Source organism: Phaeobacter sp. JH20_29 (assembly GCF_048056175.1).
In the GTDB taxonomy this organism is placed as follows: domain Bacteria; phylum Pseudomonadota; class Alphaproteobacteria; order Rhodobacterales; family Rhodobacteraceae; genus Phaeobacter; species Phaeobacter bryozoorum.
The window spans coordinates 123,454-136,800 of record NZ_JAYMWO010000001.1 but is presented as its reverse complement, the minus strand read 5'-3'; the positions used below and the strand labels follow the sequence as shown (position 1 = coordinate 136,800).

Sequence of the window (13,347 nt, the reverse complement as noted above, 5' to 3'; positions counted from 1 at the left end):
CTACCCGTAGATCGTGGCGATCAGATCGCGCAGCGCTTGTTTGATATCCTCTTCATCGGTGAGGGGCTCGATGATCGCGGCGTCCAGTGCCGCTTCTATCGCCATGCCGCTTTGGATCAGGCTGGCGGTGTAGATCAGCAGCCGGGTCGAGACACCTTCCTCAAGATCCATGCCCGACAGCGACCGGATGTGCCCGGCCAGCCGGACCAGAGGCTGAACACGGGACGGATCCAGGCCGCTTTCCTGCACAACGATGGCGATTTCCGCCTGCGGGTGCGGGAAGTCGAAGCTGGCTGAGAGAAAGCGCTGACGTGTTGAGGGTTTGAGACGCTTCAGCACGTTCTGGTAGCCCGGATTGTAGGAAGCGACCAGCATGAAGCCTGGCGGTGCCACCAGCTCTTCTCCGGTGCGGTCGATCATCAGCCTGCGGCGGTTGTCTGTCAGAGGGTGCAGCACAACTGTCACATCCTTGCGCGCCTCGACGACCTCATCGAGATAGCAGATCCCGCCTTCTCGGACAGCCCGGGTCAGTGGTCCGTCGACCCACTGGGTGTCGCCGCCCTTCAGCAGGTAGCGGCCAATCAGGTCGGCGGCCGAGAGGTCATCGTGGCAGGCCACAGTGTATAGCGGACGGCCGAGCCGGGCAGCCATATGTTCGACGAAACGTGTTTTGCCGCAGCCGGTTGGCCCCTTTAGCAGAAGGGGGAGACCCTGGCTGTATGCGGTTTCGAACAGGGTGCATTCGCCTGCAATTTCAGAGTAGTGCGGGATCGCGCAGGGGGTTTGCATATTCATGGCTATTCTCCTGCGATGGTGCTGGTCTCATGGACCGGGCCCGGTGCGATCAGCTCGTCCCGACGCACCACGAGCAGCGCATAGATGAACAGGAGGGCGCCAATCACAACGGCGGCCCCGGCGCCAAACCGCATCAGGTAGAAAATCGCCAAACTATCCTGAACATCCATGTAGTAGTCGCCAATGACGCGCTGCATATGGGTCTGGATGGTGCCAGCAAAGGTGAGGACGAAGGTCATGAAGGCCATGCCGCCGGTCATCAGCCAGAAGCTCGCCATGTTCAGGACCTGGTTATAGGGTGCCCGTCCACGCAGCATCGGCATGGCATAGGTGAAGACCGCGAGATTCAGCGCCACATAGGCCCCGTAGAAGGACAGATGCCCATGTGCAGCAGTGATCTGAGTGCCGTGGCTGTAGAAGTTGACACCATGCAGGGTATGAAGGAACCCCCAGACACCGGCGCCAAAGAACGCCACGGTGCTCGATCCCAGCGACCACAGAAGCGCGGCCTTGTTGGGGTGGTTCTTGCGCCCCTTCCAGACCATCACAAAGGCAAAGGACATCATCAGGAAGAAGGGGATCACCTCAAAGGTGGAGAAGATCGAGCCGATCCACTGCCAGTAGCCGGGCAGGCCAATCCAGTAGAAGTGATGTCCGGTGCCGAGAATGCCCGAGAACAGCGCGGTGGCAACGATGACATAGAGCCATTTTTCGACCACCTCACGATCCACGCCCGTCAGCTTGAGCAGCAGGAAGGCCAGAATCGCCGCCATAACCAGTTCCCAGGTCGCTTCGACCCAGAGATGGACGACGAACCACCAGTACATTTTGTCGAGGGACAGGTTCTCGGGGTTGATAAACGCAAAGACCCAGAGCAGCGACAGCAGCCACAGGCCCATCAGGAGCACGTTGGTAATGGCGGTTTTCTTGCCCGCGAGCACGGTCATCGACACATTGAACAGGAAGATCAGCGCGGCCACGAGGATGCCGAATTTCACCCAGAGCGGTTGCTCCAGAAATTCGCGCCCTCCGTGGATGCCCACCAGATAGGAGCCAACAGCGCCAAGTGTGCCGATCATCAGGATGGCAAGTTGCAGATAGGCAAGTTTAACCGAGAAGATCTCCCGTTCGGATTCCTCAGGGATCAGGAAATAGGCAGCGCCAAAGAACCCAAGCAACAGCCAGACGATCAGCGCGTTGGTGTGGATCATGCGAATGATGTTGAACGGCAGAAGCTCGGACAGGAAATTAGGGGCGACATAGATCCAGCCTGCCAATAGCCCGCCGATCACCTGAATTCCGAACAGCGCCAGAGCGCAGATGAAATAGGCCTGAGCGACCTTCTGAGATTGATATTTCATTGTGTCTCTCCCTTAGCCCGCGTCATTGGGTGGCCAGCCCTGAGTGTCGGTCTGATCGGCCCATCGCAGAAATTCGGCCAGGCCCCGGATCTCTTCGTCGGTGAGTTGGAAATACGGCATCTGACGGCGACCCTCGACACCGCTGGGCTGGCTCTCCATCCAGTTCTTCAGTGTCTCGAAGGCCTCTTCCGGTTCGTCCTGAACGCCCCAGCGGGTCATGACATTGCCGACTTCGGGGGCAAAATAGGCACCTTCGCCGTGCAGCGTGTGACAGTTGATGCAGGAGTGACGCTCCCAGACACGTTTGCCGAGGCTGACCTCTTCGGTCAGGGGCATTCCTGCGGTCGAGGTGGTCACGACGTAGCGGTGGCTGTGCACGGTCATGCCAATAAACACGACGACGAAGAAGATTGACCCTCCGTAGAACACATTGCGCGCCCGCGACTTGGTCAGAAATTCAGCCATGGCTTGGCCCTTTCCGGCAGTTGCTGATCATCCGGTGATAGCGCGCGGCGCAGCGGCAAAGGTTGCGCAAGCGCAAGGTTCGGCGCGATTGCGGCTGTTAGCGTGATATCGAAGAGAGGACAGGCTTGTGAAATTGCCACCAAAACTGGATGACCCTGACCTGCCGCTTGACGTGCTGCTGACCACCTGGCCGGAAACACTGCGGGTTTTCATGGATCATGGCATGTTGTGCGTCGGCTGCATGGTCAGCCCATTTCATTCGGTTGCAGAGGCCTGCGCCGAATATCACCTTAACGAGGATATGTTTCGCCTCGAACTGGCTGAGGCAGTTCGCTTGGCTCGCGGCGACCGGGGTTAAGTCGGTTCCTGCGGCCAGCGATGACGCTAGGCAGGCAAGCCGACCCGCCGCGCGATCAGGGATCGCTGAGCAGCATCAGTCGATGCGGATCACAGATTGTGATCTTCTTGCGTTTACTGCTGACCATGCCGTCTTTTTCCCAGGCACTCAGCAGGCGGCTGACCGTGTGCAGCGTGGTGCCGGTCAGTTCAGATACATCCTGGCGGGTGATCGGAAATCCGATCTCGATGCCCTCGGCCACCTTGACACCGGATTGATTGATCAGCCGCAGCAGCGCACGGGCGATGCGCTGTTCGACATGCTGGGTCGACATTTCCATGATGCGGGTGTTCATCTCACCCACCCGGGCGCCGACAGTTTTATATGTCTCAGTTGCAAAGCCCGGGTAGTCAGCGGTGAAGCTGTTCCACAGCGAGGTCGGCCATGACAGGATCAGCGCCTCACTGGCGGTCACAGCCGTTGCAGGGTAGCGGTCCTGTCCCAATGCCTTGGCGATACCGAAGAGCTGCCCGGATGGGATGTGGAGAGAGGTGACCTGATCGCCGTCGCTGGTGATCCTGACGACGCGGATGGTGCCGTCCAGAAGCAGGTAGAAGCGATCAGCAGGCGCCCCTTCTTCAAAGATGGTCTCTCCGGGTCCGAGGCCGCGGCTGCTTGCCTGATCAAGAATTCTGCGGATCTGGATATCCTCCAGCTGCGAGAAGGGCGGCAGCGGTCGAAGCAGGCTTTCATGTAGGTGGCGCACGGCATCTCCGAACAAGGAACTGGTTCATCCTATCGCGATATCGCGGTGATGGTCACCCATGTCTTTAGTCTGTTGCCGCTCTCGCAGCCAAAAAGCCGCGCCGTCTTTGCGCTGCCGCAAAGTTCTGTCGGGTGTGACGAGCTAGATTAATCGCGACACCAAGACCTGCGGGATGCGCTGTCTTCCGGCTGCATCGGCGCAGGAAAGGACGCCTCCGCCCCTGAGCGGCCGGAGACCCCTATTCCACTCACAACGCCCGCCGATTTTGGGCTGATCGAATGATAAGGAGAGTGACAATGACCAAACGCTTCAATCCCGGACTTGCACCCACAAGCCGTCGCAACGTTTTGCGTGGGACAGTTCTGGCGAGTGCTGCGGCCCTGACCGGCGGACTGGCATCCGCGGCGAATGGTGCAGCCCGTCGGGCCGCTGTTCCGCCACTGCGCGGCGCGGCGCCGCGGTTCATTCAGGCCGAAGCACAGGCTCAGGCCGAGGCGGCGCCGGTTGATCTCTCCGGCTATACCCGCGTCAAACAGGAGCTGGTTGCACCTCCCTTTGCCCCCAAGCACGAGCAGGTCGCAACCGGTGGTCCGAAGATCGTCGAGATCGAGTTGATCACAGAAGAGCGACTGATGGTTGTGGATGAGGATACCGGCGCCGAAATCTGGGCGTTGACCTACAACGGGTCGGTCCCCGGTCCGCTGATTATCGTGCATGAAGGCGACTACGTCGAACTCACTTTGCGCAATCCGACCGATAGCCAGATGGAGCACAATATCGACTTCCATGCCTCGACAGGGGCGTTGGGCGGAGGCGGTCTGACCCATGTCTTCCCCGGCGAAGAAACCGTCTTGCGCTGGAAGGCAACCAAGGCCGGCTGCTTCACCTATCACTGTGCGCCGGGCGGCGCGATGATCCCCTATCATGTCACGCATGGTATGAATGGTGCGATTATGGTGCTGCCGCGCGATGGTCTGAAAGACGGTGAGGGTAACCCGCTGCGCTATGACAGTATCGCCTATATCGGCGAGCAGGATTACTATCTGCCGATGGATGAAAACGGCGATTACCGGACCTACGACCTGGCCGGTGACGACTACGCCGACAGTATCGAAGCGATGCGCACTCTGGTGCCGACCCATTCCGTGTTCAATGGTGCGGTTGGCGCGCTGACGGGTGAAAACGCCTTGCGGGCCAAGGTCGGTGAGACCGTTCTGATGATCCACAATCAGGCCAATCGCGACTCGCGTCCGCACCTGATTGGTGGGCATGGCAACTATGTGTGGGAAACAGGGTCGTTCACAGATGCGCCGCTGACTGGCATCGAGAGCTGGTTCGTGCGCGGCGGAAGTGCCATGGCGGCGATGTATACCTTCGAACAACCCGGCGTTTATGCCTATGTGAACCACAATCTGATCGAGGCGGTTCTACTGGGCGCCACAGCGCATTTTGTGGTCGATGGGGCCTGGAACAATGCGCTGATGGAACAGGTGGTTGCTCCCCGCAGCTTTGAAACCTGAACAGTTGCGCCACCAGCGCTTGCAGAAGGAAAGCCCACATGACTGCCGCCATTTCGCACGATACCGGGAACCGGATAGCCCTGCTGGGTCTTGGCCTGGCTGTGGCGGCAGCGCTGATCTGGGCGCTTGGACAATATCTCCCTCGCGGGCCCATCGGGTCGGCGGGGGAGAGTGTCCATCCAGAGCTGGTTCTGGCCGCCATGGAGCCAGATGCTGGGCGCGGACTTTATGTCATGAGACATGAAGTCACCGTCGCCGAGTGGAACCGCTGTCACGCAGATGGGATGTGCAGCCTAGAGCTGCGCACTCGCGCCAATCAGGATGCAAAGACAATGCCTGCAACGGGAGTGAGCCATGTTGATGTGAGCCAGTATCTGGCGTGGATCAATGCGGGCAGTGATGGCGGCTATCGCCTGCCAAGTGTTGCGGAATGGGCCTATCTCGCGGAGCCGGTACTCCCAGCCGAGCCTGAACCGATCTTTAGCGATCCCGATCTTAGCTGGGCTTCGGCCTATCTCCTTGGTGAGCAGCGCAGCCGGACGCTGCGCCCCCAGGGCAGTTATGCAACTTCGCCTGATGGTGTTGTCGATCTGGATGGCAACGTATGGGAATGGACGCAGGACTGCTATGCCGGCGAGTCCGGGGCCAGCCCCGATCGTTGTCCGGCTTATTTCGTTGCGGGCGAGCATCTGGCGGCAGTTCCGTTTCTTGTCCGCGATCCCGCTCGTGGGGGCTGTGCAGTAGGGTCACCCCCGGCGCATCTGGGCGTGAGACTTGTCCGTGATACGCCCATCTGAGGTTATTCTGCCCTAACTGCCGCAGTGATGAATCCTTGCAGGTTTGCGCGCATACGCCGGATCGGAACCCTGTCCAGGACACTGCGATAGGCGCTGCCTTCGATTAGATCGACAATCATCTGCGCCGTGCCTTCCGGATCGAGATCGCGGCGCATGTCACCTGTGGACATACCGCGTTCGATTACCTTGGCGAGGGCTGCAACCAGCGCGTTTCGATTGTCCAGAAACAACCGAGCGATATCGGGTTTGCGGATGGCCTCGCTGGTGATCTCCAGACCCAGAATAACGTTTTCAGGCACTGCGAGATATTTGGCATAGGATTTTACAAAACTGTCGAGCAGTTTAAGCGGCGGGCGCGCTTGGGTGAGCGCGTCGATAAACGGCGAGAGTTCCTGTCGTTCCAGTGCAGCGATTTCGACCAGCACATCATGTTTGCCGGGGAAATGATTATAGAGATTACCGAGGCTGACGCCGGCGCGCGTCGCGATATCGCGGACACCGGTCTGGTGATAGCCGGTTTCAAGAAAACATCTGACTGCCGCCTCAAGGATCTGCTGCCGCCGTTTGGCGGTGGTCTCGGTCCGGGTGAGTTTGGGCTTGCCGTCTGACATCAGTGTCCTGAGGTGAATGCTCTGTCGCGCAGCTGTGCGGCTCTGCGGTCTGCGGAGAGATGTAGCCCCCGCGCAACAGGCTGACAAGGTCGAGGCCCTAAGGGGTCTATTGCCGCCGCGCAGTTTGGCTGGGCGAATGCCCGAACCGTCCCTTGTAGTCGCGCGCAAAACGGCCCAGGTGAGAAAACCCGTTGGAAAATGCAGCGGTGGTGACGTCGGGTGTGTCGCGCTGCGCCATCAGTTGATAGTGGGCCGCATCCAGTCGCGCATTGCGCAGTACCCGCATCGGGCTCTGCCCAAAAGCGCGGCGAAAGCCCTTTTGAAGGGTGCGGACATTCATGCCCGCATGTTCCGCAATGTCGGTCAGCTGTATTGGGTTGCTGAGATTGGCGTGGATGAAGTCCATCGCCGCGCGAACGCCTGGTGGCAGGGACCCGTGGTCAGCCCGTTCAATGATGTGGGAGATATTGCTGGGCAGCCGCGTCAATAGCTCTCGCGCCAGATCCTGTTCCACCCGGATATCCGAACCACGCAAACGCCCCTGGAACAAAATGCCGACTTCTGCCGCCTGAACGCAGGCACAGACCATCTGCCGCAGCCGCCGCCCGCCAGGAGCAAGCAGATCGACGCGGCTGGCAAAACGGATTGGCCCCGGCAGTTCCGCTCCGATCAGTTGCCGCGCAACCGTTTCAAGGTAATTCCGGTCGATCTGAAGCAGCAGCTTGCGGCAATCGGCGCTCCACCGCATCAAAGCGTCCCGATCGGGATTGAGCACCGTTGCAGTGGTTACGTCGGCCAGGATCTCGGCGCCGCGATGCCGGACGCTGGCCTGGCCGCAAAGCGGGATCTGCAACAGGTAGAACGAGTCCAACATACCGGGGTCAATAGTCACATCGGCGCCGTAGTGCAGGTAATTGATCGAGCAGTGACGCCCGGCTGCGTGATTATGGCGGACCGCGAGATCCTGATGCCGTTTGGCGAAATCCAGCCGGTGATCGCAGAATTTCTGCCCCACCCGGTGGCGTGCCTCGTCCAGATCCCCGGTGCGCAGCAGCGGATGATTGCTCAAATGCTCAACTGTGTCCGGGTTGGCTCGGATGGCCATCTTGCCTCCAGATCAGAGGACTGCAGCTTAGATTGCCCCGGAGATATTTCAAGCCTCAACCATCCAGCCATCAATTGGGTTCGTTTTCTGGATAATCGAATGTGCGACGCTGGTGCAGTCTGGCGGCCTTAGATCAATTTCAGGGAGGAGACCTCATGGAAAAAGGGATCACCAAGGCAAAAGACGGTATTCGCGGCATGTCCTGGACCGTTGTCGGGCAGACCTATGTGCCCAAGTTGCTCAGCACCGATGCCTTCATATGGGATGCGGTTCTGCCGGCCGACACCTTTGTACCGCCGCACATCCATCCAACCCAGGACGAATGGATCAGTGTCCTGTCGGGGGAGCTTGAGGTGGAATTTTCGGGCGATGTGCATAAGGCGGGGCCGGGGGATACAGTGCGTATGCCCAAGGGCGAAGCACATGCGATATTCAACCGCTCCGGTGCTGAGGCGCATTGTATTTTCGGCGTCGCGCCCGCGCGCAAACTGTTCGACCTGTTCATTGAGCTGGACGGTGTGACCGACCCGGGGGAGCTGGTGCGTCTCTCTGCGCTGCATGAGGTCGATTTTCTGCCACCCCCGGCTGACGCATGAGCAATCCGGAGCGCGGGTGGGGCGGTGCCACCGTCCAACCCCGTTCTGGCAGGAAACACACCGGCCTGCTGGGAGGCAGGTGAGGGACAGAACGGTTCATCGCAGATTGGATCGAGAGGGGAGAACAGGATATGACAACACGCAAAACAGTTGCGGTTATCGGCGGCGGTGTCAGTGGTCTGGCTGCGGCCAAAGCCTTTGATGAACGCGGCCACCGGGTGATCGGTTATGAACGCAGCCATGATTTCGGCGGTGTCTGGGAGCTGTCGCGGTCATACCCGGATGTGCAGACACAGTCGCCGAAGGATCTATATTGCTACACCGATCATCCGATGCCCGCAGATTACCCGGAATGGCCGAAAGGTCCGCAGGTTCATGCCTATCTGCATTCTTACGCGCAGAAACACCGGCTGGCGCGACTGTTCCGGCTCAACACTTCCGTTACGGCGATGGAGCGGCGTCAGGATGGGCAGCCCGGCTGGACCCTGACCCTGGAGGCCGCCGGGAAGAGCTGGCAACAGGATTTCGATTTTGTTGCGGTCTGTACGGGTCAGTTTTCGGAAAAGAACATCATCACCCATCCCGGTCAGGACGCATTCATCGCCCGTGGCGGACAGGTGATACATTCATCTGATTATACGGATCCCGGCATGATTGTGGGCAAACATGTGGTGGTGCTGGGCGGCTCTAAATCGGCCACCGATATTGCTGTCAATGCGGCCAAGAGTGGGGCGAGATCTGTTCGGCTGGTCTATCGGGAGAATGTCTGGCGGGTGCCCTATTATGTCGGCGGCATCAACTTCAAGAAACTGCTATATATGCGGGCGCAGGAGCAGCAGTTCAATCAATGGGGTAAGTCGCCTTTTCAACGCGGTATCGCCGCGCTGCTGAAGCCTCTGGTCTGGGCCAATTTTCGCGGTTTGGAGACCCTGCTGAAGCTGCAACTGGGTCTGAAGAAGCACAATATGGTCCCCACCACGCCAATTGAAAAAGAGGTGTCCTGCTCGGTCCCGATTGTGACTCCAGGTCTGTTTGAGGCGTTGAACGATGGCAGTATCAAGCCCGTTATCGGCACGTTTGAGAGTTATCAGGAGGAAGGTTTGCGGCTGAGCACCGGCGAGGTGGTGCCATGTGATGTGGCGGTGCTGGCGGTTGGCTGGAAGCTGGGTGTACCCTATCTGGCGCAGGAGTATCGTGACAAGCTGATCGAAGACGATGGGCAGTATCGCGTTTATCGCCTGTCGGTGAACCCGGATCTGCCCGATATGGGGTTTGTTGGTTTCAACTCCAGCTTTTGCACGGTCCTGTCGGCCGAGATGATTGCCAATTGGCTGGTTCGCTATGCCGATGGCAAACTGGCTCACCAGCCCAGCCGGGCGGAGATGGAGCAGAATATCGAGATGATGCTGGACTGGCGCCGCCGGGAGCGACCTGCGGCGCAGGTCTATGGCGGCCTGTGCTCAGCACCGTTTCATTTCAAACACTTCGACGAGCTTTTGGCCGACATGGGAGCACAGCTGCGCAAGCGCAAGAATCCCCTGGTCGAGCAATTCTCGCCCCCGGATGCGGCGGCTTATGGGCAGTTTCTGGCCTCGGCCCCGCAGTATCAGGCCGGCTAACGCTGCCAGATCGGGAAATAGGCTGGCGTCCAGGGCGGCGCTCACGGCTGCGTCCTGGACGCCGGGTTTCACAGCGCCTAAGCCTGCACGCCGCCCAGTCGGGCGCTGGTGTCTTCGCCCGCGTCGCCGCCTGCCATTCGCGCAAAGGCGGCGCGCCAGCCTGCGGCGAGATCAGCGAGATCGGCCAGGCTGGCGGCCTCTCCGGCTGTGATCTTGCGAGTCAGCCTCGCATGGGTCACGCGGTGTACGGTCCATTCGGGATGGCGCCGTTCGATAAGCCTGATCTCGTCGTGCGTCTGTGCCGCCCCCGGCTCAAGGACGCGGTAGTACCATCCGGTGCGGCCGGTCTTCTGGAACAGGTAGGGCATCCGCTTGTTCTGAGTATAGAGACCGAGTTTCCAGCAGGGCTGTCTGCCCTGGCTGATCTGAACGACAGCACTTCCCAGGCGCAGGATGTCTCCGATGCAGAGGGTGTCCTCAGTCAGCCCGTAACTGGCGATGTTTTCGCCAAAAGCTGCCGGAACCGCTGTCGGAGGCAGCTCGGCCTCGTCCTGCCACAGGCGGTAGTGCTCGCTGGCGTAGTGGTGGATTGCCTTGTCCGCTCCACCATGCACCGTCAGATCGGCCTGCGAGTCGCCGGTGAAGCCGTTGATGTCGATCATCTGAGATCCGGCGACTGGGGACTTGCGAATGGCGGTTGGCGGTTTGTCGGCCCATGGGCTGTGGACAGCGCCATGAAAAATGCCCGCGATCGGGGCGGATAGGTCAGGTCGTGTCATCTGAAAGCGCCTTATGTTCAACACATATTAAATCTCGATCGCCGGGCTGCAGCGGAAGCTGCAACAGGGTGCAATACCCATCGGCAGGGCCTGCGTCGTGATAGGCGCAGGTCCTGCACAGGCCAAAGGGGCGCCCGCCACGGGCTTCCAAAGCCGCACGCAGGGTCGCGCTGAGCGCCTCTTCCAACGCGGCGGTTTCCACGTCCTGCATTGCGGTCAATGCGCCGCCGATGACCGAAGGCGCTTCGGCCAGTGCCTGCCCCTCAGCTGTCACGCCGTAAGAAATCGAACGCTGATCGCCAGTTTTTGGCTCTTCGCGCACGAACCCTTTTCGGGCGAGTGTCTTGAGCGTTTGCGACATGGTGCCGCGTGTGGTGCCCAGATAATCGGCCACATGCGAGGGCGCCCGTGAGTAGCGATTGGCGCGCGCGAGGTAGTCCAGCGCCGCTGTTTGGGCCGGATTCAGGCTGTCAGACCATCCCCCGGCGGCGTCGAGACGGGCCAGACGATTGATGAGCGCGCGGATGCGGTGGTGTGATGTCATGAACAATTGGTATCGACTCGAAATCAAGACTGCAATAACTCTTATTTGGTAGCGAGTCGCTACGAACTAAGATGGAGACGAAAATGACACGATTTCTAGTGACGGCTGCGATCCTGGGCCTCGGTGCGGCGGGCGCGACCGGCGCGTTCGCCGATGGCGATCATGCCGTGCATCAGCAGGGCGCTATTATCTCGGCATCCGATGCGGGGAAGACGGCATCCTTTGATATTCTTGCGGCTCATGCGCACCGCAAGGGGAACACTGTCACCTTCCACATGACGACAAATGGCAGCGCTGGCGCGGATACGCCCGAAGCAGTCGGTTCGGTCGGCGGGGCTGAGGTTTTCTCCTATGTTTGGCCGACCTCGCTTGACCCGGCTGCCGTCGGGTTTGAGGCAGGCAGCGGAATACTCGCGCTGGCTGCAACCAGTCACCCGGACTTTGACGACACGCCATTGGTGGATGAAAACAACGACGGCGATACCGGCAACGACGGTCTCCTGTGGCACAGTCATTGGGTGGTTCTGACCCCGACCGAAGCCTGCGGGCCGGGCGCGTTGGCGGTGCGTGACATTCCAGAAGGCGCCACCCCGCAGCTGCCGGCCACCTGGCCGGGGCTTCCGATCTATCTGGATAGCCCGGGATTTACGCCCCTGTTCAACGGGCCGGAAGTGACCGTGACGGTCGGATTTCGCAGCGATGTGACTCTGGCTGATGTGGCGTATGATGGTGTTACGTCGGCCCTGCGCGTCAATGCAAATGTGCATGCGCCGCTGCTCTGCGTGGTGGATGTTTTCGATATTGCATCGGGCGACCTGACCCTGCCGGGAAAAATCAACTGAACGCAAATGGCGCGGCACATGTGCCGCGCTACCTCATGCTCATGAACTATCGGTGCTGGGATCGTGATTTGAGGCGTTTCAATAGATTTCGGAACGGTTGCCCCGGCCGATGTTGGCTCGGCAGGGGCCGGAGGTGATGAATACGATCTCTCACCAACGCATTTGGATTTGCCATTCAATTCGAAAACCACTCATATTCAGGTGAACTGACTTAACCCCCGGCCCCACGAATGGCGGCGCATCATGTCCAGACGACACTACGACCTGCCGCCGCTAACCACATTGGCGGCCTTTGAAACCGCAGCCCGGCACCTGAGCTTCAAAAATGCGGCGCAGGAACTGTCTGTGACACCCGGAGCGGTCAGCCACCAGATCAAGGCTCTCGAAGGCGAGCTGGGTGTGGCGTTGTTCCAGCGGAAACATCGCGGTGTCGAGCTGACGCGCGAAGGTCAGGCGCTGTTTGAGACTTTGGCCACATCGTTCCGGCAGATCTCGCGGCAATTGTCTAAGACCCGTCAGATGGGCGAGGAAGATGCCGTGACCGTCGGATCGACGACGGCGGTCGCAGCCCTTTGGCTGTCGCCGGTGATCATCCGATTTTGGCGTGATCATCCGGATTTGAACATTCACCAGATCACCCAGGATCGACCATTTCACGACACGCGGGAGTTCGATTTCTTTATCAGGTATGGGCGTGATCCCGACGCTACGCTGGCCCATACGGCGATCTATCGGGATCAACTTGTCCCGGTTGCCCGGCCGGATATCGCCGAAGGACTGGCGGGCTCATCGCTACAGGATCTGGCAGCGCAGCGGCTGATCCATCTGCACAACGTCAGTCAGAGCTGGACCACCTGGGCCGACTGGTTCCACGAGTTGGGTCATCGGGGCGACATTTCGGTTGGCACCCGCGTGACAAGCTATTCAGTGGCGTTGCAAATTGCCCGTAAGGGGGCGGGCGTCGCGCTTGGCTGGAAGCGGCTTATCCAGCCGATGCTCGACAGCAAGAAGCTTGCCATTGTCGGCAATCAGAGCGTTCCGGCACCGCAAGAGTTCTATCTGGTGGGTCTGCCGGATGATGAACTGTCGCCGAATGCCCGCAAGTTGAAAGCCTGGATCCTGTCGGAGGCAAGCCGCAGTTCGGTTTAGTCAGGCTCATTCATGAATGAGGTTTTCCCCTATTGAGCGGAATTGATCCGATCCTCCAATA

At 59.8% G+C, this 13,347-nt stretch carries 15 protein-coding genes; 7 read left to right on the top strand and 8 right to left on the bottom strand.

The annotated features are described in order from the left end of the window. Genes VWZ85_RS00665 through VWZ85_RS00655 form a run of 3 tightly spaced genes read right to left on the bottom strand, consistent with a single transcriptional unit; the run spans position 1 to position 2,621 of the window. Positions 1 to 795: a CbbQ/NirQ/NorQ/GpvN family protein gene (locus VWZ85_RS00665; protein WP_416535500.1), complete on the bottom strand. Its 795-nt coding sequence runs from the start codon at positions 793 to 795 to the stop codon at positions 1 to 3. Positions 796 to 797: 2 nt separating this feature from the next. After that, positions 798 to 2,156 carry a cbb3-type cytochrome c oxidase subunit I gene (locus VWZ85_RS00660; protein ID WP_340547704.1) on the bottom strand — a complete coding sequence of 453 codons (1,359 nt, stop codon included), beginning with the start codon at positions 2,154 to 2,156 and terminating at the stop codon, positions 798 to 800. 12 nt (positions 2,157 to 2,168) lie between these two features. Beyond that, entirely contained in the window at positions 2,169 to 2,621 is a 453-nt protein-coding gene (locus VWZ85_RS00655) for a c-type cytochrome (protein WP_340547703.1), read from the bottom strand. Between the two features lie 133 nt (positions 2,622 to 2,754). On the opposite strand from VWZ85_RS00655, the gene VWZ85_RS00650 reads away from it, so the two are divergent. After that, positions 2,755 to 2,979, top strand: coding sequence for a DUF1858 domain-containing protein (locus tag VWZ85_RS00650; protein ID WP_340547744.1), 225 nt, complete (start codon positions 2,755 to 2,757; stop codon positions 2,977 to 2,979). A gap of 55 nt (positions 2,980 to 3,034) precedes the next feature. On the opposite strand, the gene VWZ85_RS00645 is transcribed toward VWZ85_RS00650, so the two are convergent. Beyond that, positions 3,035 to 3,724, bottom strand: coding sequence for a Crp/Fnr family transcriptional regulator (locus VWZ85_RS00645; protein ID WP_416535498.1), 690 nt, complete (start codon positions 3,722 to 3,724; stop codon positions 3,035 to 3,037). A gap of 296 nt (positions 3,725 to 4,020) precedes the next feature. On the opposite strand from VWZ85_RS00645, the gene nirK reads away from it, so the two are divergent. Together nirK and VWZ85_RS00635 are read left to right on the top strand one after the other, a co-directional pair. Then, positions 4,021 to 5,244 (top strand): copper-containing nitrite reductase, encoded by a 1,224-nt coding sequence (gene nirK, locus VWZ85_RS00640; protein ID WP_340547701.1) that lies wholly within the window; start codon positions 4,021 to 4,023, stop codon positions 5,242 to 5,244. Between the two features lie 38 nt (positions 5,245 to 5,282). Continuing rightward, complete coding sequence (locus VWZ85_RS00635) at positions 5,283 to 6,041, top strand: formylglycine-generating enzyme family protein (protein WP_416586418.1); 759 nt, start codon at positions 5,283 to 5,285, stop codon at positions 6,039 to 6,041. A gap of 2 nt (positions 6,042 to 6,043) precedes the next feature. Here VWZ85_RS00635 and VWZ85_RS00630 read toward each other — a convergent pair whose 3' ends face one another. Together VWZ85_RS00630 and VWZ85_RS00625 are read right to left on the bottom strand one after the other, a co-directional pair. Next, a complete protein-coding gene (locus VWZ85_RS00630) occupies positions 6,044 to 6,652 on the bottom strand; it encodes a TetR/AcrR family transcriptional regulator (RefSeq protein ID WP_416535496.1) in 609 nt (202 codons plus the stop codon). A 106-nt stretch (positions 6,653 to 6,758) separates the two neighbouring features. Further along, a complete protein-coding gene (locus tag VWZ85_RS00625; RefSeq protein WP_416595399.1) occupies positions 6,759 to 7,757 on the bottom strand; it encodes an AraC family transcriptional regulator in 999 nt (332 codons plus the stop codon). A gap of 155 nt (positions 7,758 to 7,912) precedes the next feature. Here VWZ85_RS00625 and VWZ85_RS00620 point away from each other — a divergent pair, with 155 nt between their 5' ends. Together VWZ85_RS00620 and VWZ85_RS00615 are read left to right on the top strand one after the other, a co-directional pair. Further along, positions 7,913 to 8,353 carry a cupin domain-containing protein gene (locus VWZ85_RS00620; RefSeq protein ID WP_416535494.1) on the top strand — a complete coding sequence of 147 codons (441 nt, stop codon included), beginning with the start codon at positions 7,913 to 7,915 and terminating at the stop codon, positions 8,351 to 8,353. A gap of 131 nt (positions 8,354 to 8,484) precedes the next feature. Then, positions 8,485 to 9,972, top strand: coding sequence for a flavin-containing monooxygenase (locus tag VWZ85_RS00615; RefSeq protein WP_416586413.1), 1,488 nt, complete (start codon positions 8,485 to 8,487; stop codon positions 9,970 to 9,972). 77 nt (positions 9,973 to 10,049) lie between these two features. Here the strand turns inward: VWZ85_RS00615 and VWZ85_RS00610 are convergent, their stop codons facing one another. Further along, positions 10,050 to 10,751 (bottom strand): MOSC domain-containing protein, encoded by a 702-nt coding sequence (locus VWZ85_RS00610; RefSeq protein ID WP_416586410.1) that lies wholly within the window; start codon positions 10,749 to 10,751, stop codon positions 10,050 to 10,052. Continuing rightward, positions 10,738 to 11,295, bottom strand: coding sequence for a MarR family winged helix-turn-helix transcriptional regulator (locus tag VWZ85_RS00605; RefSeq protein ID WP_416538070.1), 558 nt, complete (start codon positions 11,293 to 11,295; stop codon positions 10,738 to 10,740). Before VWZ85_RS00605 ends, VWZ85_RS00610 begins: the two co-directional genes overlap by 14 nt. A gap of 83 nt (positions 11,296 to 11,378) precedes the next feature. Here VWZ85_RS00605 and VWZ85_RS00600 point away from each other — a divergent pair, with 83 nt between their 5' ends. Continuing rightward, on the top strand, positions 11,379 to 12,137 hold the full coding sequence (locus VWZ85_RS00600) for a hypothetical protein (protein WP_416541762.1): 759 nt from the start codon (positions 11,379 to 11,381) through the stop codon (positions 12,135 to 12,137). 243 nt (positions 12,138 to 12,380) lie between these two features. Next, positions 12,381 to 13,286, top strand: coding sequence for a LysR substrate-binding domain-containing protein (locus VWZ85_RS00595; RefSeq protein ID WP_340547692.1), 906 nt, complete (start codon positions 12,381 to 12,383; stop codon positions 13,284 to 13,286). Positions 13,287 to 13,347 lie beyond the last annotated feature (61 nt).

Coding starts and splice junctions, on each gene's coding strand:
- VWZ85_RS00665 (WP_416535500.1), bottom strand. CDS start 795: ATGAATATGCAAACCCCCTGCGCGATCCCGCACTACTCTGAAATTGCA.
- VWZ85_RS00660 (WP_340547704.1), bottom strand. CDS start 2,156: ATGAAATATCAATCTCAGAAGGTCGCTCAGGCCTATTTCATCTGCGCT.
- VWZ85_RS00655 (WP_340547703.1), bottom strand. CDS start 2,621: ATGGCTGAATTTCTGACCAAGTCGCGGGCGCGCAATGTGTTCTACGGA.
- nirK (WP_340547701.1), top strand. CDS start 4,021: ATGACCAAACGCTTCAATCCCGGACTTGCACCCACAAGCCGTCGCAAC.
- VWZ85_RS00635 (WP_416586418.1), top strand. CDS start 5,283: ATGACTGCCGCCATTTCGCACGATACCGGGAACCGGATAGCCCTGCTG.
- VWZ85_RS00630 (WP_416535496.1), bottom strand. CDS start 6,652: ATGTCAGACGGCAAGCCCAAACTCACCCGGACCGAGACCACCGCCAAA.
- VWZ85_RS00625 (WP_416595399.1), bottom strand. CDS start 7,757: ATGGCCATCCGAGCCAACCCGGACACAGTTGAGCATTTGAGCAATCAT.
- VWZ85_RS00620 (WP_416535494.1), top strand. CDS start 7,913: ATGGAAAAAGGGATCACCAAGGCAAAAGACGGTATTCGCGGCATGTCC.
- VWZ85_RS00615 (WP_416586413.1), top strand. CDS start 8,485: ATGACAACACGCAAAACAGTTGCGGTTATCGGCGGCGGTGTCAGTGGT.
- VWZ85_RS00610 (WP_416586410.1), bottom strand. CDS start 10,751: ATGACACGACCTGACCTATCCGCCCCGATCGCGGGCATTTTTCATGGC.
- VWZ85_RS00605 (WP_416538070.1), bottom strand. CDS start 11,295: ATGACATCACACCACCGCATCCGCGCGCTCATCAATCGTCTGGCCCGT.
- VWZ85_RS00600 (WP_416541762.1), top strand. CDS start 11,379: ATGACACGATTTCTAGTGACGGCTGCGATCCTGGGCCTCGGTGCGGCG.
- VWZ85_RS00595 (WP_340547692.1), top strand. CDS start 12,381: ATGTCCAGACGACACTACGACCTGCCGCCGCTAACCACATTGGCGGCC.